The 19451-nt window shown below is 33.1% G+C and carries 16 protein-coding genes; all 16 read left to right on the forward strand.

The window, feature by feature from the left end; all coding sequences use genetic code 11:
- Window positions 1-71: 71 nt before the first annotated feature.
- The 16 genes from BV214_RS16145 to BV214_RS16220 all read left to right on the forward strand — a co-directional run bounded on the left by BV214_RS16145 (window position 72) and on the right by BV214_RS16220 (window position 18787).
- Window positions 72-1067 (forward strand): hemolytic protein HlpA, encoded by a 996-nt coding sequence (locus BV214_RS16145; protein WP_086478533.1) that lies wholly within the window; start codon window positions 72-74, stop codon window positions 1065-1067.
- A 47-nt stretch (window positions 1068-1114) separates the two neighbouring features.
- On the forward strand, window positions 1115-2278 hold the full coding sequence (locus BV214_RS16150; protein ID WP_140157784.1) for a hypothetical protein: 1164 nt from the start codon (window positions 1115-1117) through the stop codon (window positions 2276-2278).
- Window positions 2268-3629 carry an MATE family efflux transporter gene (locus tag BV214_RS16155; RefSeq protein WP_086478535.1) on the forward strand — a complete coding sequence of 454 codons (1362 nt, stop codon included), beginning with the start codon at window positions 2268-2270 and terminating at the stop codon, window positions 3627-3629. The genes BV214_RS16150 and BV214_RS16155 overlap by 11 nt, the downstream gene beginning before the upstream one ends.
- Window positions 3623-4636 carry a polysaccharide biosynthesis protein gene (locus tag BV214_RS16160; RefSeq protein WP_086478536.1) on the forward strand — a complete coding sequence of 338 codons (1014 nt, stop codon included), beginning with the start codon at window positions 3623-3625 and terminating at the stop codon, window positions 4634-4636. Before BV214_RS16155 ends, BV214_RS16160 begins: the two co-directional genes overlap by 7 nt.
- Window positions 4637-4706: 70 nt before the next feature.
- Entirely contained in the window at window positions 4707-5825 is a 1119-nt protein-coding gene (locus BV214_RS16165) for a polysaccharide biosynthesis C-terminal domain-containing protein (protein WP_086478537.1), read from the forward strand.
- 21 nt (window positions 5826-5846) lie between these two features.
- The gene (locus tag BV214_RS16170; RefSeq protein ID WP_086478538.1) at window positions 5847-6275 is read left to right on the forward strand and encodes a cupin domain-containing protein; all 429 of its coding nucleotides are present in this window, start codon (window positions 5847-5849) and stop codon (window positions 6273-6275) included.
- A gap of 1 nt (window position 6276) precedes the next feature.
- Window positions 6277-7410, forward strand: coding sequence for a non-hydrolyzing UDP-N-acetylglucosamine 2-epimerase (wecB, locus tag BV214_RS16175; RefSeq protein ID WP_086478539.1), 1134 nt, complete (start codon window positions 6277-6279; stop codon window positions 7408-7410).
- Between the two features lie 2 nt (window positions 7411-7412).
- A complete protein-coding gene (locus BV214_RS16180) occupies window positions 7413-8540 on the forward strand; it encodes a glycosyltransferase (RefSeq protein WP_086478540.1) in 1128 nt (375 codons plus the stop codon).
- Window positions 8541-9671: a CapA family protein gene (locus tag BV214_RS16185; RefSeq protein ID WP_086478541.1), complete on the forward strand. Its 1131-nt coding sequence runs from the start codon at window positions 8541-8543 to the stop codon at window positions 9669-9671.
- Window positions 9672-9692: 21 nt separating this feature from the next.
- On the forward strand, window positions 9693-10748 hold the full coding sequence (locus tag BV214_RS16190) for an ATP-grasp domain-containing protein (RefSeq protein WP_086478542.1): 1056 nt from the start codon (window positions 9693-9695) through the stop codon (window positions 10746-10748).
- A 73-nt stretch (window positions 10749-10821) separates the two neighbouring features.
- The gene (locus BV214_RS16195) at window positions 10822-11586 is read left to right on the forward strand and encodes a formyl transferase (RefSeq protein WP_086478543.1); all 765 of its coding nucleotides are present in this window, start codon (window positions 10822-10824) and stop codon (window positions 11584-11586) included.
- The gene (locus tag BV214_RS16200) at window positions 11586-12536 is read left to right on the forward strand and encodes a polysaccharide deacetylase family protein (protein ID WP_086478544.1); all 951 of its coding nucleotides are present in this window, start codon (window positions 11586-11588) and stop codon (window positions 12534-12536) included. Before BV214_RS16195 ends, BV214_RS16200 begins: the two co-directional genes overlap by 1 nt.
- Before the next feature lie 76 nt (window positions 12537-12612).
- Complete coding sequence (locus tag BV214_RS16205) at window positions 12613-13770, forward strand: glycosyltransferase family 4 protein (RefSeq protein ID WP_086478545.1); 1158 nt, start codon at window positions 12613-12615, stop codon at window positions 13768-13770.
- Between the two features lie 268 nt (window positions 13771-14038).
- Window positions 14039-15346, forward strand: a complete 1308-nt coding sequence (locus BV214_RS16210; RefSeq protein WP_086478546.1) for an alkaline phosphatase family protein — start codon at window positions 14039-14041, stop codon at window positions 15344-15346.
- 294 nt (window positions 15347-15640) lie between these two features.
- Complete coding sequence (locus BV214_RS16215; RefSeq protein WP_086478547.1) at window positions 15641-16408, forward strand: polysaccharide biosynthesis/export family protein; 768 nt, start codon at window positions 15641-15643, stop codon at window positions 16406-16408.
- 3 nt (window positions 16409-16411) lie between these two features.
- Window positions 16412-18787 carry a GumC family protein gene (locus BV214_RS16220; RefSeq protein WP_086478548.1) on the forward strand — a complete coding sequence of 792 codons (2376 nt, stop codon included), beginning with the start codon at window positions 16412-16414 and terminating at the stop codon, window positions 18785-18787.
- The last annotated feature ends 664 nt before the right edge of the window (window positions 18788-19451 follow it).

Below are 19451 nucleotides of genomic sequence, written 5' to 3' on the forward strand. Positions count from 1 at the left end.
AAAAAAAGAATTTAAAAAAAAAAAAAAAAAAAATATAATTTAAAAAATTAAAAAAAAAAAAAAAAAAAAAAATGAATTTTGATGTACCTGTAGTTTTATTTTTATTTAAAAGAAAAGACACGGTTTTTAGAATTTTGGATGTAATTTCAAAAATCAAACCCTCTAAAATTTATCTTTTATCAGATGGAGGTAGGAATAAAGAGGAACATAATATTGTTTTAGATGTCAGAAGTTCTATTGAAAATTATATCAATTGGGATTGTGAAATTATAAAGAAATATGCTGAGAAAAATATTGGAGTTTATCACAATATTGGAGGAGGCGCTAAGTGGGTTTTAGAAAGGGAAGAATCTGCCATATTTTTAGAGGATGACAATCTACCTGAAATATCTTTTTTTAGATTTTGTGAAGAGATGCTTGTAAAATATAAAAATAATGACAATATACTCTGGGTTGTGGGTACAAATTATTTAAGTGAATATTCTCCTAGTGATGATGCAAGTTATATGTTTACAAAACATATGTTGCCATGTGGTTGGGCATCGTGGAGCAGTAAATTCTCTAAGTTTTATGACGGCAAACTTGAATTGTTAAACAAAAAATCTGCAAAGGATTTGAAGGCTAGTTTTTTGAATAAAAAACTCTATAAACAAGAAATATTGAAATATTTTAAAACTAAATATACTCTAGAAAATTCTATAAACTTGGCATCATGGGATGCTCAAATTGGTTTTTCATTGAGGTACCATGGTCTTTATGGTATTTCACCTAAATTTAATCAAATTAAAAACATCGGTGTAGACCAGTATTCTACACATGGGGGTTCATCTTTTGACAACCCTTTAACTCAGAGATTTTGTGAGTTAAAAACATTAGAACTTTCTTTTCCTTTAAATCATCCAAATCAAATTAGTATTGATGAAGAATATGAAAAAAAAATTTCCAAAATTGTATTATATCCATTTAAGGAGAGATTAAAAATTTTTATTATGTCTTTTGTTAAACCAATTTTGGGAATAGATAAACATGAAAGTTTTGTACATTATTTAAAGAAGCTTAAAAGTTGATTATCAAAAAAAAATATTTGGGCATAGTTTTTCTTATCTATTGCATAATGATTACAAGTGGTTATCCACTATCTACTGTTCCAGGAAACCTAAATTATTTTTCTTTAATTCCAATTACACTAATAATAACCATTAAACTAGGAAGCAGAGGTAAATTATGGCCTAAAAACTTTGCGAGTTACGCTTTTTTTTTATTATTGTTTTTAACGTTAACTTCTTTTATTACAAATCTAAATGTAAACAACTTATCACTTAATATTAAATTTCTCTTAGTTATAAGTTTTTCTTATATGTTTTGTTTGTTTGTTTCATTTAATGATTTTATAAAATTTTATTTAAAAACCTTAAAAGTCATTTCTATTATTTCATTAATAGGTTATAGTATTTTAAATTATACATCTTTAACTATTCCTTTAGGTACTTTTAAAAATATAAATGATGTTGAGTATTACAATGGTATAGTTTTTTTTGCAATAAAAAGTTTTAGTGAATATGGCAATGATGGTTTTGAAAGAAATATAGGTGCTTTTTGGGAGCCTGGTTTATTTGCAACAACTCTTTTAATTGCTATCGTATTTGAATTATGGAAAAATAAGATTAATAAAGTAAATATTATAATTTTTTTAATAGCGCTTTATACAACTAAATCTACGTTTGGTTACATAATGGTACTTCCAATAGTAGCAATAATAATGTCTAAAAAAATAAAAACAAAAAGAAATATTATTATTTTAAATACCTTTTTTATTGGAATTTTAACATTTTCAGTCAATTACTTAAATGATATTTTAGTTCACTTAAGCTCTTTAAACCCAATATTATTTAGTAAACTCGTTACAGAATCGGCTTCTGTAAACGAAAGAATAGAGTCTCCATTAATAAACCTAGAAATTTTCAAAAATAATATTTTATTTGGTGCTGGTATTGGAAACATAGAGAATTTGTTTATTAGCTTAACTGAGTCCTCTCAAACATCTACATCTACCTATTTTTTAGCAACTTTCGGCATTTTGGGTATTTCTTATACGTTGTTTTTTATTTATGGCATTTTATCGTTTAAAAAAGTTAATTTAACCTCTAGGCTAATGTTTTTAATAATCATTTTAACTCAGATTAATAAAGAACCTCATATGTATTTTACACTAACATTTATTTTAATGTTTTATTTTTTAAAAATGTCTAGTACTAAAAGCTATAATTTTGAGAAATAAGTTGTTAAAATCATATGATAATAATGCTGAACTATTTTGGAATATAATAGGCTCTGTTGGTGTTAAAGGCCTGGCTATGCTTGTCAACATTCTATCTTTACCAGCATATTTATATTATTTTTCAGATCAAAAAATTTTAGGTGTTTGGTTTACTATAATTTCAGTATTAAACTGGATTTTAACTTTTGATTTAGGTATTGGTAACGGCTTACGAAACCTTATTATTGAACCTTATTTAAATAAACAATATAATGAATTAAAAGAATACATATCTACAGCCTATATAAGTATTGGTATTATCTGTTTAATATTAAGCCTTTTTTCTTTTGTTTTAGCAAAATCAATAAATTGGAATAATTTTCTAAACATTTCAGACAAAATAATTAATCCAGGGGTACTTTTTGATTCAATTTTTATTGTTTTCTTAACTGTGGTTTGTCAACTTTTTTTAAGGCTAATAGTTTCGATACTTTATGCCCTTCAAAAAACGGCTATTTCAAACGCTATTTCACTTATTTCAAATACAATAATTCTCTTATTCTTAATAAGCTTTAAATTTGAAAGTGCACCTAAGTCCTTAATTAGTCTTTCTTATGTTTATTTTATAGCTATTAATATTCCTTTGTTAATCGCTACAGTCGTTGTTTTTTTTACCAAGTTAAGAAAAGCAAAACCAAATTTAAGATTTTTCAGATATAAGCTTACAAGTAAAATTTTAAACTTAGGTTTAATGTTTTTAGGTATTCAAGTATCATTAGTAGTAATAAATTCTACAAATGAACTAATTATTGCTAAATATTTTCAGCTTGAGAATGTTGTTGAGTATCAAACATATTTTAGAATATTTAATATATTTCTTGTTTTATTTTCTTTAATTACTATACCAATTTGGTCTGCAGTTACTAAAGCATTTGTTAATAAAAATATCAAATGGATAAAAAAAATATATTTTTATTTAAATATAGTAGCTGTTGTATTTACTATTTTCATTTTTTTGTCTTGTTTTTTTATTAACGATATTGTTCATATATGGATTGGGCCAGGCAAAATTAAAGTTTCTTATTTAACAACTTTTTTAATTGCCACATATACATCTTTAATGATATTTATATATGCATCTAATTGCATAGCCAATGGTATAAGTAAACTTAAACCACAGTTAATTATTAATTTGATTGCAGCTATTATTAAGTTTCCTTTGTTTGTCTTATTTTACCATTATTATAACAACTGGAATTTAATAATTTTAATAAATATATTTATTATTCTTCCTGCAATTATAATTCAACCCATTCAAAACTATAAAGAATTAAAAAAAAATAAGATTAAAAAAATGAAAACATTATGCTAAAAAATAAAACATTATTGATAACCGGAGGCACAGGTTCCTTCGGTAACGCAGTTTTAAACCGCTTCCTACATACAGATCACTTCAAAGAGATTCGCATATTTAGTCGGGATGAAAAAAAGCAGGACGATATGCGAACTGCTTTAAAAAATGAAAAGCTTAAATTTTATATTGGTGATGTTCGTAATTACGATAGTATAGAACGCACTATGCGTGGTGTAGATTATGTATTCCATGCTGCTGCATTAAAGCAAGTGCCATCTTGTGAATTTTTTCCTTTAGAAGCTACACGTACTAATGTATTTGGAACTCAGAACGTTATTGACGCGGCGGAAGCCAATGGAGTACAAAAGGTAATCTGCTTAAGTACAGATAAAGCGGCCTATCCCATTAACGCCATGGGTATTTCTAAGGCCTTGATGGAAAAAGTGGCGGTAGCGGCATCTCGTAATTTAAAAAATACTACTGTATGCCTCACAAGATATGGTAATGTAATGGCATCTAGAGGCTCTGTTATTCCTTTATTCTTAAAACAAATTAAGGAGAATGCCCCCATTACAATTACAGATCCTAATATGACCCGCTTTCTTATGTCTTTGGAAGATGCGGTGGAGTTAGTATTGTTTGCTTTTGAAAATGGAAATCCTGGTGATCTTTTTGTTAATAAAGCGCCAGCAGCAACCATCAACGACTTGGCGCAAGCATTAAAAGAACTTTGCAACCTTGAAAACGAAGTAAAGATTATAGGTACAAGACATGGAGAAAAAGTTTATGAAACCCTTTGTACCCGAGAAGAAATGATTAAAGCCGAAGATATGGGTGATTTCTATAGAATACCTGCCGATAACAGAGACTTAAATTATGCACAATACTTTTCTGAAGGTGATTCGGCAATTTCTGAAATTGAAGATTACAACTCACATAATACGGAACGCTTAAATGTGGAAGGAGTTAAAGAATTAGTAATGAAGTTACCAGAAGTACAAGCTGCAGTAGCACAAAAAGCATAAGTAATTTAGAGTAAGAGATCCAAATATTGTCAGTGGATTATTCTCCTCTTCCCAACAATTAAAATTTCATATGATAAAAATAGGAATTACTGGCCAAAATGGCTTTGTAGGTTCTCATTTATACAATTCCTTAGAGTTATATCCTGACGAATTTGAACGGGTTGATTTCCAAAAAGACTTTTTTGAAAATGGCGATAGTTTAGACACATTTGTATCCCAATGTGACGTAATTATTCATCTCGCTGCCATGAATCGTCATGAGAATGCAGAGGTAATCTATAAGACCAATATTGGACTTGTTTCCAAATTAATAGCTTCCTTAAATCGCACTAATAGTAAACCTCACCTAATTATGTCCTCTTCCTCCCAAGAAGAAAGAGATAATTTATATGGTAAATCTAAAAAAGAAGGACGCCAGGCATTGGTCCATTGGGCCAAAGAAGCTAATGCAACGTTTACGGGAATGATTATTCCTAATGTTTTTGGTCCTTTTGGTCGTCCATATTATAACAGCGTAGTAGCTACCTTTTCACATCAAATTGCAAATGGTGAAACGCCAGAGATTCAAGTAGACGGGAATTTAAATTTGATCTATGTGGGCGAATTGGTTGATGAAATATTAAAAGCAATTCGAGAGCGAAAAAACGAAGAACAATATGTTGTTCCTCATACCGCCAAGGCTAAAGTATCTCAAATTTTGCAGTTATTACAAAATTATAAATCGGAATACCAAGATAAAGGAGAGATTCCAGAAATCAATAATAACTTTGAACTGAACCTCTTCAATACCTACAGATGTTATATGGATATTCTCAATCATTTCCCTGTTAAATTTCAGCAACATACAGATCCAAGGGGTTCTTTTGTAGAGGTAGTTCGTTTGGGCGTAGGTGGACAAGTATCATTTTCTACTACCGTTCCAGGAATAACTAGAGGGAACCATTTCCATACTAGAAAGATTGAGCGCTTCGCTGTAATAAAAGGAAAAGCCCTAATCCAACTAAGAAAAATCGGCACTAACGAAGTTCTAGACTTCTATCTAGACGGAAACGAACCTGCTTATGTGGATATGCCCATATGGTATACCCACAATATCAAAAATATTGGTGAGGAGGTTTTGTACACCAATTTCTGGATAAATGAGGCTTATGATCCCGACGATGCGGATACGTATTTTGAAAATGTTTAACGAGATAGTGATACTTGAAATATGAAGCCAAAACTTATAAAAGGAGGTAGTCACTCTGATGATCGTGGGAGTATTCAATTTAATAATGACTTTAACTCAATTGATATAAAACGTATCTACACTATTGAAAATAAAAGTCCTGAATTCATTAGGGCATGGCAAGGACATAGCATAGAAAGAAGATGGTTTTCTGCTATTAAGGGAAGTTTTGATATAAAATTAATACAAATAGATAATAAGGAAAACCCAAATAAAAATGCCAAGGTCTATACTTTTATTTTAAAGAATGAAAAATTAGATATTTTATGTGTCCCAAGTGGATATGTAAGTAGTATTCAAGCATTAGAAGAAAACTCCAAATTATTGGCCATGTCTGACTATCTTCTTGGGGAAGTAAAAGATGAACTTAGATTTGAGCCCAATTATTTTACCACAAAAGAATTAAAGTAGAATGAAAAAACTGAAGGTTATTACGGTTGTTGGCACACGTCCAGAAATCATTAGATTATCAAGAGTAATCAGTGCACTAGATAGCTCCGAAGCAATAGAACATGTTTTGGTCCATACTGGTCAAAATTATGATTATGAATTAAATGAAATTTTTTTTGAAAATTTAGGAATAAGAAAACCAGATCATTTTTTAAATGCTGCAGGAACTAACGCTACAACAACCGCTGGGCAAATCCTAATTAATATAGATCCTATATTAGAAGATATTAAACCAGATGCCTTCTTGGTTCTAGGAGATACCAATTCGTGCTTATGTGCTATTGCTGCAAAGAAGAGACAGATTCCTATTTTTCATATGGAAGCAGGCAATAGGTGTTTTGATCAAAGCGTACCAGAAGAAACTAATAGGAAAATAGTTGATCATATTAGTGATATAAACCTTACTTACAGTGATATTGCTAGGGAATATTTATTACGCGAAGGACTTTCTGCTGATCGGATTATAAAAACTGGTTCCCCAATGTTTGAAGTATTAAATCATTATTTACCGGAAATTAAAAAATCTGAAGTATTAAATACCTTAGACCTTGAAAAAGGAAAATACTTTGTTGTTTCTGCACACAGAGAGGAGAATATAAGTTCTGACAAGAATTTTAGGGGGTTAATGGAAAGTTTAAATATAATAGCAGAAGAATATGAATATCCAGTGATAGTTTCTACACATCCACGTACTAGAAATATGATTAAAAAAAAGAATATTAAAGCACATTCTGGGATTCAATTCTTAAAACCATTAGGCTTTCATGATTATAACGCCTTACAAATTAATTCTTATGCCGTTTTATCTGACTCAGGGACAATTAGTGAAGAATCATCCATACTAAATTTTAGAGCTTTAAATATTCGCGAAGCCCACGAACGTCCTGAAGCTATGGAAGAGGCATCGGTAATGATGGTAGGAATGAATACAGAGCGTATTATGCAGGGACTAACTCAGGTTTTACGCCAGGAAGTTGGTGCTACTCGTAACTTTAGAGAAGTAGGAGATTATACTATGCCGAATGTGTCAGAAAAAGTAGTCCGTATTATTTTAAGTTATACGGATTATGTAAAGAGAACAGTTTGGAGCGAATAAACATGAAAAACATTTGTGTAGTTACTGCTCAGTCTTTTCCTAGTGGAGTAGCATCAAATAATAGAATTCTTTCTTACACGAAAGGTTTAGTTGAGTTAGGAAATCAAGTTGAGGTTCTTTCAATAAATAAATCTGAGACAACTTCTGGTGAAATTCTAGGTGTCATGTTTTCTAATCTTGGAAGAGGGGCTAACAAGGTGCTCACTATGATAAGTGGCATTTTTAATCTTATTGTTTTAATATTTAAGAAAAACTATGAAACACTTATTGTAGTCTCTAATAACGCCATTGTTTTAGTATTGTTATATATAGTATGCAAAGTTAGAGGTATAACTTATATTCAAGAAAAAAGTGAGTTCCCGTTTGTTTTAAATTATAAAGGGTCTATTAAGATGGTTTTCTCAAATCTGTATGTACGTTTCATTTATAGGCTTTTCGATGGAATGATTATTATGACAGAACCATTAATGGATTATTTTAAAAATAAAACTAGAATAGAATGTAAATTTCTTTTAATGCCTATGACAGTTGATATTACACGGTTTGATAAGGTTGAAACGACTGAGAAATATTCTAATTGTATAACATATTGTGGTTATATGGGTAATAATAAAGATGGAGTCAAAAATTTGATTGAAGCTTTTTCCTTAATACAAGATCAACACAAAAATTTAAATTTGTTATTGTTAGGAACGGCACCAAAGAAACAACTTAATGAAATGAAGGTTTTTGCAGAAAATATTGCCCCTGGAAGGGTGATTTTTGAAGGTTCTGTTTCTCGTGAAAGGATACCATACTATCTAAAAAATTCAAAATTACTTGCTTTAGCAAGACCTAGTAGCTTACAGTCATCTGGCGGATTCCCAACAAAACTAGGCGAGTATTTGTCTACTAAAAAGCCAGTAGTAGTAACTGCTGTTGGTGATATCCCTAAATTTTTAATTGATAAAGAAAATGCATTTGTTGTAGAACCGGATAATAACAAATTATTTGCAAACAAACTTTCTGAAATAATTAGTGAATATGATCAGGCCTTGAAGGTAGCTTTGCAAGGTTTTAAGCTAGTAAATGACGTTTTTAATTATAAAGTACAATCAAAAAGGCTTAACGAATTTTTAAATACGTTTTAAATGAAAATACTTATATCAGGAGATTTTTGTCCCATAGGTCGAAATGCCCAAATAATAAAAGATGAGAACTATTCGTCATTATTTAATGGTTTTGAGGATGTGGTTAAAGAAGTTGATTATGCAATTGTAAATTTAGAGTGTCCTATCACAACCTCTTCTGAAGCTATTAAAAAAACTGGGCCTTGCATAAAAACAGAAAGTCCAAAAGCCCTAAAAGCACTGCAGTATGCCGGTTTTGACCTACTAACTTTAGCAAACAATCATATCCAAGATTATGGATCAAAAGGTGTAATAGATACGATAAACAAAGCGAAAGAATTTGGATTTGAGACCGTAGGTGCTGCAGATAGTCTTAAAAACGCTAAGAAACCATTTATTAAAGAAATCAATGGAATTAAAGTTGGTATCTTAAATATTGCAGAAAACGAGTTTTGCGCAGCAACCGATAGCCAAGCAGGTGCGTATACTTTTGATTTAGTTGATAACTTTAATCAAATTAAGTTATTAAGAAATAAGGTAGAGAAACTAATTGTAATTTATCACGGAGGTAGGGAGCACTATCAACTGCCTACACCTGAACAAAGAAAAAGATTCCGTTTTTTCATTGAGAATGGGGCAGATGCAATCGTGGCTCATCATACACATTGTTTTAGTGGTTATGAATACTATAACAATAAGCCTATAGTTTATAGTTTAGGTAACTTTATTTTTGATTATAAAAAGAAATACCAAAAAGGGAAATGGACAGAGGGCATGAGTGTTATTTTAAACTTAAAAGATAATAATTTTACAGTAGAGTTAATTCCTCATTACCAAGGTAGAAAAAAAGATAGTACTTTAAAGCTACTTGAAGAAGATGAAAAATCGGACTTTTTTAAAAGTATAGATTCTCTTAACAAAATAATTATTGATGATGCTCTATTTATGAAGGAATGGAACATGTATCTAGAAACCCAAGAAGCGTCCTACTTAGCACATCTTTATGTTAAAAATAAATATATAAGATATGCATTTATGCTAGGGTTACTGCCAAAGCGTTTCTTGAGAAATAAACATAATCGAATACTCTTAAATTATATACGATGTGAATCTCACCATGAAATATCAAAAGGAATTCTATATAATGTATAATATACAAATCGAAAATTTGAAATGAAAATAGCCATTTTAACTGATGAAACCAAAAAACAACATTCCACAAACTGGAGTTTCCCATGGATAGAATATTGTAAACTAAATAATATTGATTTTGAATTAGTTAATCCTTATAATATAGGGCAAGTAAAATATTTGTTAAAATTTGATATTATTCTTTGGCATTTCAACAACTATTCACATACAGATATGTTGATGGCTAGAAATGTCTTATTCACTTTAGAAGCAGCAGGTAAAAAAGTTTTTCCTTCAATTAAAGATGCTTGGCACTTTGATGATAAACTGGCGGAAACTTACCTTTTAGAAAGTATAAATGCACCCATTCCCATGTCATTTTATTATTATAGATTGGATGATTTGCAAAAAGCCATAAATAATAATGATTTAAATTTTCCGATTATAGCAAAATTAAGAAATGGGTCTGGCTCTCATAATGTTAAATTACTGAATAACAGTCATGAACTAATAGGCTATTCGAAAAAAATGTTTAATTCTGGAATAGATGGTTCGCCTAATATTTTTTATAAAACTTCATCCAATTTAAAATCCTCTAAAAATTTTAAAACCATTGTAAATCGAGCAAAACGAATCCCTGAGTTCATACGTACATACTCCAGTGCAAGGAAGTTCAATCGTGAAAAGGGTTATGTGTTTTTACAGGAATTTATTCCCAATGATGGATTTGATTTAAAAATCGTTGTAGTGGGTGATAAACTATCATTTATTGGAAGAAATATTAGGAAAGGTGAATTTAGAGCATCTGGTGGGGGCAGTTTGTTTTACGATAAAAATATGGTCCCAAAGAATGTGATTAATTCTGCATTTAAAATTTCTGATAAATTAGGTTTTAATTGCATGGGCTACGATTATGTAGTAGACAAATCATCATCTAATGGAAAAGTAATCGAAATCAGTTATGGTTTCTCTCATCAAGCTTTATTAGATGCTAATGGATATTTTGATCGAGAAGGAAACTGGCATGATGAACCATTAAACGCACCAAAGGAGATCTTACAAAATTTAATTCTTAAAAATAGGATGAGCTCAAAGTAAGCTCATCACTATTTAAATAAAGTTTCATTTGATTAACAAGAGTAACTAGGAATAAATGTAATATAATTTCAGAATGAGAATAATAATGCTTGCTGGTAGGGGAAATAGTACTAGATATATATATAATGGATTAAAAGAAGAATTTGAAATTTCAAAAGTACTACTCACTGACTCAAAGTCAAGAATGAAGATGCTTAAACGAAGAGTTATAAATTTAGGGTATTTTAATGTTCTAAATCAATTGCTTTTTCAAACCATTATTGTTAGGATTTTAAAAATACTATCTAATTCTATAATCAACATAAGACTAAAGGAACTAAATTTAGATCTTACAGATATCCCAGATGAAGTTTTAATAAATGTAGGGTTAGTAAATTCTGAAACAACAATTAACACAATTCAAAATTTAAATCCTGATATTATAATCGTTAATGGCACGTCAATAATTTCAACAAAAGTATTGGAAGCTACCAACGCCATTTTTATAAATACCCATGTTGGTATAACCCCGGAATACAGGGGAGTTCATGGAGGTTATTGGGCCCTACGAAATAATGACAAAAAAAACTTTGGAGTAACAGTACACATAGTAGACAAGGGAATTGATACAGGTTCTATACTTTACCAAGATATAACAGAGGTAAAAAAGGGAGATAATTTTTTAACTTATCCCTTATATCAATATGCTTTGGCAATTCCTCTTCTCAAAAAAACATTATTAGATATTAAAATGAATCAGATGCAGCCCTATAAAAAAGAAAATTCAAGAAGTAGATTATATTACCACCCTACTTTCACAAAGTATATATTAGGTTGGCTTTTAAAAGGAGTAAAGTAATGAGTGGAAAGTTTATAATATCCTTAGATTTTGAATTGCATTGGGGTGCTGCCGAAAAATGGGATGTTGATGAAATGAGGACTTATTTCTTAAACACCGTAAAATATATTCCAGAACTGTTGTTAACATTTCAGGAGTATAATATTAGATGTACGTGGGCAACGGTCGGATTTTTATTTGCAAAAAACAAGAAACAATTAACAGACTTCTCCCCTAAGGTGAAACCTACCTATGACAGGAGGGAATTATCCTATTACAATATAATTCCACAACTAGGAAATGATGAAACCGATGATCCTTTCCATTATGGTCCTAGTTTAATTCAACAAATATTAAACACTCCTGGACAGGAACTTGCCTCACATACTTTCGCTCATTATTATTGTAATGAATTAGGCCAAACAGTAGAGCAATTTGATGCTGATTTGAAGGCTGCTCAGATAATAGCGAAAGAAAATTTTGGAGTTCGCTTACAATCACTGGTTTTTCCTAGGAATCAATTTAACAAAGAGTATCTTCAAGTTGCTAAGAAAAATGGAATTAAGGTAGTTCGTTCTAATCCCAATGTTTGGTTTTGGAATTGGAACTTTGGGAAATTCAAACCATTGTTTCGGGCACTAGATACACTTATTCCAATAAGCAATTCGCTTTGTTTTTTAAAACCTACAAAAGATGAGGATCTATTGTGTTTGCCAGCGAGTCGTTTCTTTAGACCATTTAATCCTAGAGAAAAAAGCATTCAAAGAATAAAGTTAAACAGAATTAAACGGGAAATGACTTATGCTGCAAAGCATAATAGGATATATCATTTGTGGTGGCATCCTCATAACTTTGGAGATGACATAGAAAGCAATAGGGCTCAATTGATTGAGATTTTATCCCATTTTAAAGAACTAGAATATAAATATAAGTTTACCTCATCAAATATGGGTGACTATGCAATGGTTTAAACGATACAGAAATCCTTTTCCATTCTAAGATAAATATTCCACAAAGCAACTCATATAGAAAGCACATTATAAAAACATGACATTAGAACGTAATAAAGAGAAAACACTTTTAATAGTTGCTAATATAGATTGGTTTCTTATTTCTCATAGGTTAATTATTGCCAAAGCTGCTGTAAAAGCTGGGTGGAGAGTCATAGTAGCATGTGAAGATACAGGCAGAGGCAGTGAAATTTCTGTTGAGAGTATTGAGTTTATTGATTTTAAATTTTCGCGCTCTGGTACAAATCCAATTGATGAACTAAAAACCATCATTAAATTTAAAAACCTTTATAAGCGTGTGCAGCCAGACATCATTCATCATATATCTATCAAACCTGTTGTATACGGTTCTTATGCTGCAAAAAAATTAGGTTCTAATATGGGAGTTGTCAATGCTATAAGTGGTCTGGGATATGCTTTTACAGATGGGAGAGTAGGCCTAGTGCAAAAGCTGATTATTAGATTAATGCGTTATGGTTTTAAACAGCCTAATTTATCAGTGATCTTCCAAAACAATGATGATAAACAATTATTGATAGATCATAATGTTATTCAACCTGAAAATACTCTGCATTTAATAAAAGGCTCTGGTGTAGATTTGAATGAATATTCTTTTACTAAATTACCCAAGACTAAAGAAAGGTTAAAAATACTTTTTCCAGCACGAATGTTATGGGATAAAGGGGTTGCAGAACTGAGGGAAGCTACAGAGTTTTTACAAGATAAGTTCGCGAACAAAGTTCAATTCCTTCTAGCAGGCTTCACAGATGAAGGTAATAAAGCAGGAGTACCTTCTTCCTATTTAAACGCATGGCAAGACGGGGAATATGTTAAATGGTTAGGACATCAATCCAACATGGTTGCATTGTATAAGGAATGTGATATAGTTGTACTCCCATCTTATAGAGAAGGCTTGCCCAAAGCTCTTATCGAAGCTTGTGCCATTGGAAGGCCAATAGTAACTACTAATGCAATTGGTTGTAAGGATTGTGTAGATGAAGGAATTAACGGTTTTAAGGTTCCAATAAAAGATGGAGCTACTCTTGCTAAAGCTTTAGGAAAACTTATTTCTGATGAAGAGCTTCGTGACGAAATGAGCCTTGCAGGTAGAAAAAAAGCAGAAGCTGAATTTGATGTTAAGAGTGTAATTAAAAAACATCTTGATATTTACAAATCTTTATTAAATTCAACTTAATAAAAAGTTAACTATTATCTGCTCATTCTAGCTACGTTAAACAAAGCCTCTCAATATGTGACAGGAAAAGTCCATGGGTTTAATTGTCAGTTGATGTATAAGACAATTTTTAATAAGCTAGAATTAAACACATTCGTTTCTCAGAATTTTTCACACTATATAATGATCGAGATTATTCAAATACACTGAAAAAGTAAGAACACACACTATTCAGTCGCTATTATAAAATTTAAGAACCAATAAAACAACATTTAGAATTATTAATAACATGCAAAAAGTTATACTCCTAGGATTAAATGAGCTAAATTTCAGCTATATAAAGCATTATATATCTGAAGGTTACTTAGAAAACTTCAAATACCTTTTCGACAATTGGGGATACAGTGAAACTACCTCTGAAGATCAATACCAATTGCTTGAACCCTGGATACAATGGGTCACAGTAAGTACCGGAAAAACCTATGAGGAGCATCAGGTATTTAGGCTTGGAGATATGGTATATCGCCAGGATTTACCACAAATTTTCGAGCAAATTGAGGAAAATGGGTATTCTGTTGGGGCAGTAAGCCCATTTAACGTGGACAATCGTTTGAAAAACCCTCACTTTTTTGCTCCTGATCCATGGACTCAAACCAAAGCTGCAGGAAACAAAACCTTTACAGAATTAAGCGATGCAGTTTCTCAAGCGGTTAATGATAATGCCAATGGGAAATTAACTATAAAAAGTATAAAAGCACTAATAAAAGGTTTAGGAAAGTACACTTCAATAGCTGATTACAAGTGGTACATGGGAAAGCTAGCTAAAATAAAGTCTGAGACGGGGGTAAAAGCACTTATCTTAGACAAATTATTAGCCGATGCCTTCTTAAATGAATGGAATAAAAGTCAACCAGATTTTTCTAATTTATTTTTAAATTCCGGTGCTCATTTCCAACACCATTATATGTTTAATTCTCGCGCATATAAAGGTGATTTAAAAAACCCAGAATGGTATTGTCCACAAAGTCAAGACCCTTTATTTGAAATATTAAAGGTGTATGACGAAATATTAGGTCGATTATTAAAATTAAATGTCCGTTTAGTTATAGGTACTGGTCTTCACCAACAACCACATAAACATTTAACATATTACTGGCGATTAAAAGAACACGCAGATTTCTTGAAGTTAATTGGAGTAAATAATTACTCCAAGGTTATACCAAGAATGTCTAGGGATTTTCTAATTGAATTCTCCTCCGAAAACGATGCTACAGAGGCTGAGAAATTGTTAGATTCATACAAAGCCAGTTCAGATGGTAAAACTATTTTCAACATTGATAATAGAGGCACTAGTCTTTTTGTAGAGCTTGTATATCCAAACGATATTGATGAAAACTTCGCTATTGAAGGGAAAATAAAAGTAGATAATTTTAAAAAATATATCGCTTTTGTTGCTATTAAAAATGGAGAACATAATGGTATAGGATATGTTGTAGATACAGAAAATAGAGTTCCTAAATCACGTTTTCCCTTAAAAGATGTATATAACTACTTACTGGAGGATTTTAAAGCTAAGAAAAACAGTTGGGCCAGTTAGAACATTCTGTTTAAATATTTTATTATCAACCATTTACTCTCTTGCCTACGCATGTGTAGGCTATAGCTATAGCCAGTACAGCTTGTTGAGGGCGTTCCTCCAACAAGCTTATCGAAATAAATTAAAATAGTCTGGAATCTAAAGTTATAACTTCACTTAAAAATGGAAGGAGATTGCTTACACTCCCAATCCAATAATACCCTTAAATAGTTGTATCACATCCATAAAACCCGTAAATTTGCCGATTAATTTTTTTCGTAGGAATTCCCCTCCTACTTCCAAGAAGAACATAAAATGAAAAAACACCTAACGCTACTGGGGCTACTAGTTCTAGTTCTACAATCTTGCGCCACCAAAAAAGAGATCCTCTATTTTCAGGATGCCAATACCCGTGGACCACAGAACATCACCTATGAAACCCCAAAAATTCAGCCGAACGATATCCTGAATATTACCGTGGGTGCATTGGTACCGGAGACTGCTTTGCCCTATAACAAGCAACAACCTGCTAATACCACTTCTTTTAATAATATTGAACTCCTAAAACTTCAGGGATATTTAGTCACCACAGAAGGTACTATTGTTTTCCCCGTTTTGGGTACCCTAGAGGTAGCGGATAAAACTACCGCCCAATTGGAGAAGGAGTTGCAGAAGGTGTTAGAAGATGGAGGTCATCTTATAAAGCCCACGGTGAACGTACGTCTACTAAATGCCAAGGTCACCGTATTGGGGGAAGTGCAACGCCCAGGAACTTATAGTTTTACGGAACAACAGATAAGTCTTCCCCAAGCCCTAGGCTATGCAGGGGATTTGACGATTAACGGGAAGCGAAATGATGTATTGTTGATTCGCGAGGAAAACGGGATGCGTACCGTTACCCAAATAGACCTTACCGCATCGGACTGGTTTAACAGCCCTTACTATTATATTAAACCCAATGATTTTATAGTAGTAAACCCAAATAATCCTAAAGTGAAAAGTGCCGGATTTATTGGAAATACTGGAACCTTGCTATCGGTAGCATCCGTAATCTTATCCTCCATAATACTTATTACCCGCTAAGCCATGAAAGAATCCCCATACCTAGTAGATGAATTTGAGGAGGAAGAATCCTTTCACCTAAAAGAAGAACTTTTAAAATACCTAGCCTATTGGCCCTGGTTTCTTGGTACCGTAGTATTAGCGCTATTATTAGCCTTCTTCTACCTAAAATATACCACCGCCACCTACCAATCTACCGCCAAAATACGGATCATAGACGAGTCCAAGGAAATGAACATCGCCACCGATGCCATGTCTCTCCTAAGCGGAAGGTCCCAGGTTAATCTGGATAACGAGATTGAGGTTTTAAAGTCGTACCGACTCCTAAAGCAAGTGGTAGAGGAATTACAACTTAATGTTAACTATTATGAAGTTAAAGGGCTACAATCCACACAGGTATGGAACACCCCCTTCTCTATTAACACTAAGACTTCCGTTGACACCATTTCTAAACCTTTGGAGTATCGTATACAGCTAAACGGGAATACGATAGAGGTTACGGATGAGAACAAACAAAACTTCTCCCTCCCGTTACAGTCCACCCCTGCCACGAATGCTTCACTTCCTTTTACTGTTCAGCTTTCAGATAGTTACGTGGGTTCCCTTAAAGAGAGCACCAATTACAAAATATCCATTGCTTCGGTAAAAGCAGCTACCATGGGGCTCATTAAAAACTTGCAGGTAAATTCCACCAATAAGAACAGTGATGTTTTATCCCTTTCACTTGAAGGCCAAAGCGTTCCACGTTCTGAGACCATTCTAAATACCATTATTGATAAATTTAATCAGGACGGTATTTTGGATCGACAATTAGTCTCCAAGCGTACCCTAGATTTTATTGATGACCGTTTTATTTTCCTTACCCAGGAACTGGATTCCATAGAAGGGGATAAAAAATCCTTTAAGCAACAGAACAACCTCTCCTACATAGAGGCTGATGCCGGAATTACCCTTCAGAAGAAGTCGGCCACCGAGGAAGAGGCCTTTAGGTTGGAGACGCAAATTGCTCTGTCCAAGTTATTAAAAGAAACTTTGGCACAGGAAGCAGCCTATAGCCTTCTTCCTGCGGATATCGGATTGGAAAACTCAGGGATTAATTCCTTGGTGAGCGACTATAACCAGTTGGTATTGGAACGCGATAAGATGGTGGCCAGTGCCGGTGAGAACAACCCTACCCTACTGGTAATCAACAGTCAGTTACAGCGCACCAAGCAAAACATCCTACAAACAGTAAGTGCTTACCAACAACAGCTAAACGTGTCCATGGCGCAATTGCAGCAGGAACAACGACTAACTGGCACCTCCTTTTCCCAACTTCCGGAAAAAGAACAGTTGTTACGTGCCATAGAACGTCAACAGAGTATTAAAGAAAACCTCTTCCTATTACTTTTACAGAAAAGAGAGGAAGCAGCCATTAGTCTGGCGGTAACCGCTCCTTCTTTAAAGGTAGTAGATTATGCGCTTACCTCCAATATTCCGGTGGCACCTAAGAAGATGATCATCATGGCGGGTGCGCTATTAATGGGACTTTTGCTACCCTTTGGCGTCCTGTATATTCGCTTTACACTGGATACTAAGGTTCATGAACGTACGGACCTAGAACGTGCTAACCCGGAAATTCCCGTATTGGCAGAAATCCCCTTATTGGAAGGTAACAAAACCTTTATGGAGGCCAATGACAGGTCTGTGTTAGCGGAATCCTTTCGCATCTTGAGTACTAATATCAACTATATGCTCCCTAAAAAGGAAAAAGGAGACGGACAGGTGATTTATGTAACCTCTACCGTTAAAGACGAAGGGAAATCCTTAGTAGCCTTTAACCTTTCCCTGGCATTAGCCAGTTTGGGCAAAAAAGTATTATTGGTGGGTGCCGACCTAAGGAATCCCAATATTCACAAAGAATTTGAGGTATCTAAAAACTCCTTGGGACTTACGGATTACCTTTACGACCCAACAATGGATTGGAAGAAATGTGTTAACAAAGGCTATAAGGGCATGGACAGCCACAACGTGGTCTTTAGTGGTAGTATCCCTCCCAATGCCCCCCAATTATTATCAGGCGGTGGTTTTGAGAAGTTTATTGATGCTGCCAAACCTGAGTACGACTACTTGATCGTAGATACCGCTCCTACTATGCTGGTAACCGATACCTTAATCATCTCACAAGCGGCGGACCTTACCCTCTATGTAACCCGTTCTGGCTTTACGGACAAGCGCCTATTGGAATTCTCCAAAGAGCTAAACAAATCCAAAAAGCTGAAAAATATGGGCTACCTACTAAACGAAGTAGGCATCAAACGCCGTAGAGGCTATGGGTATACCTATAACTACGGCTATGGTTATGGCTACCAGGAAGAAGCTGAGACAAAAGCTCCTTGGTATATGCCTTGGAGGAAGTAGGGATGCAAAAATAAAGCCCGTCATTTTTTAGGAGATGACGGGCTTTTTTATTGCTAGTAGTGAGAGGGTTCAGTAAACAGTAGCCAGTCGTGGGTAATCAGGGATCAAGTCCGGTTTCTTGGTTTTTAAAGAATTTTTCAAGTGGTTGTTAAACATGGGATATCATTTGATTTGTATTTCACTAGAGCACAATCATTTTGAGAAGGAATATTTCTTATTGACCCAATTTATTTACACTATTAATTTCAATTAGGCTTTCTTTCATTTTCTTTGCTTGTCCAGGGCCGAGAGACAAAGGTACAGTGTACCTTTGGAAAGAGGAGCAAGCTGTAGCGATGGCCTAAGGTGTTAAAATGCTACTTGCTAAAGTGAAGTTCTTCTAGAACCTAGTTAAAAACTCGTACCAATATTTTGTACCAACCTTTAAGGAGCCAGCCGTAGCCAAGGCCAACGCACCAACTGGCCCCTCGTTATAAATGCAAATCGTTGCATTTACTTCTCGGTCCTCTGCAGATAAGGAATACTTAGCGAGAAAATTTCATCCTTTAAAGTCTCAAGAGTGGTATCAGTTAATTACTCCTAGACCCAGATTTTGAGATTGATCCGTAATCAGTTTTATTCAATTAACAATAAACAATTGTGTACGTCCCTGATATAGGTTGAC

This window comes from Arenibacter amylolyticus (genome assembly GCF_002150785.1).
GTDB lineage: Bacteria > Bacteroidota > Bacteroidia > Flavobacteriales > Flavobacteriaceae > Arenibacter > Arenibacter amylolyticus.

Excerpts from the sequence above, each read along its gene's own strand:
- BV214_RS16145 (WP_086478533.1), top strand. The coding sequence starts at position 72 with ATGAATTTTGATGTACCTGTAGTTTTATTTTTATTTAAAAGAAAAGAC.
- BV214_RS16185 (WP_086478541.1), top strand. The coding sequence starts at position 8,541 with ATGAAAATACTTATATCAGGAGATTTTTGTCCCATAGGTCGAAATGCC.
- BV214_RS16190 (WP_086478542.1), top strand. The coding sequence starts at position 9,693 with ATGAAAATAGCCATTTTAACTGATGAAACCAAAAAACAACATTCCACA.
- BV214_RS16165 (WP_086478537.1), top strand. The coding sequence starts at position 4,707 with ATGATAAAAATAGGAATTACTGGCCAAAATGGCTTTGTAGGTTCTCAT.
- BV214_RS16200 (WP_086478544.1), top strand. The coding sequence starts at position 11,586 with ATGAGTGGAAAGTTTATAATATCCTTAGATTTTGAATTGCATTGGGGT.
- BV214_RS16210 (WP_086478546.1), top strand. The coding sequence starts at position 14,039 with ATGCAAAAAGTTATACTCCTAGGATTAAATGAGCTAAATTTCAGCTAT.
- BV214_RS16215 (WP_086478547.1), top strand. The coding sequence starts at position 15,641 with ATGAAAAAACACCTAACGCTACTGGGGCTACTAGTTCTAGTTCTACAA.
- BV214_RS16220 (WP_086478548.1), top strand. The coding sequence starts at position 16,412 with ATGAAAGAATCCCCATACCTAGTAGATGAATTTGAGGAGGAAGAATCC.
- BV214_RS16195 (WP_086478543.1), top strand. The coding sequence starts at position 10,822 with ATGAGAATAATAATGCTTGCTGGTAGGGGAAATAGTACTAGATATATA.
- BV214_RS16170 (WP_086478538.1), top strand. The coding sequence starts at position 5,847 with ATGAAGCCAAAACTTATAAAAGGAGGTAGTCACTCTGATGATCGTGGG.
- BV214_RS16205 (WP_086478545.1), top strand. The coding sequence starts at position 12,613 with ATGACATTAGAACGTAATAAAGAGAAAACACTTTTAATAGTTGCTAAT.
- BV214_RS16160 (WP_086478536.1), top strand. The coding sequence starts at position 3,623 with ATGCTAAAAAATAAAACATTATTGATAACCGGAGGCACAGGTTCCTTC.
- BV214_RS16180 (WP_086478540.1), top strand. The coding sequence starts at position 7,413 with ATGAAAAACATTTGTGTAGTTACTGCTCAGTCTTTTCCTAGTGGAGTA.
- wecB (WP_086478539.1), top strand. The coding sequence starts at position 6,277 with ATGAAAAAACTGAAGGTTATTACGGTTGTTGGCACACGTCCAGAAATC.
- BV214_RS16150 (WP_140157784.1), top strand. The coding sequence starts at position 1,115 with ATGATTACAAGTGGTTATCCACTATCTACTGTTCCAGGAAACCTAAAT.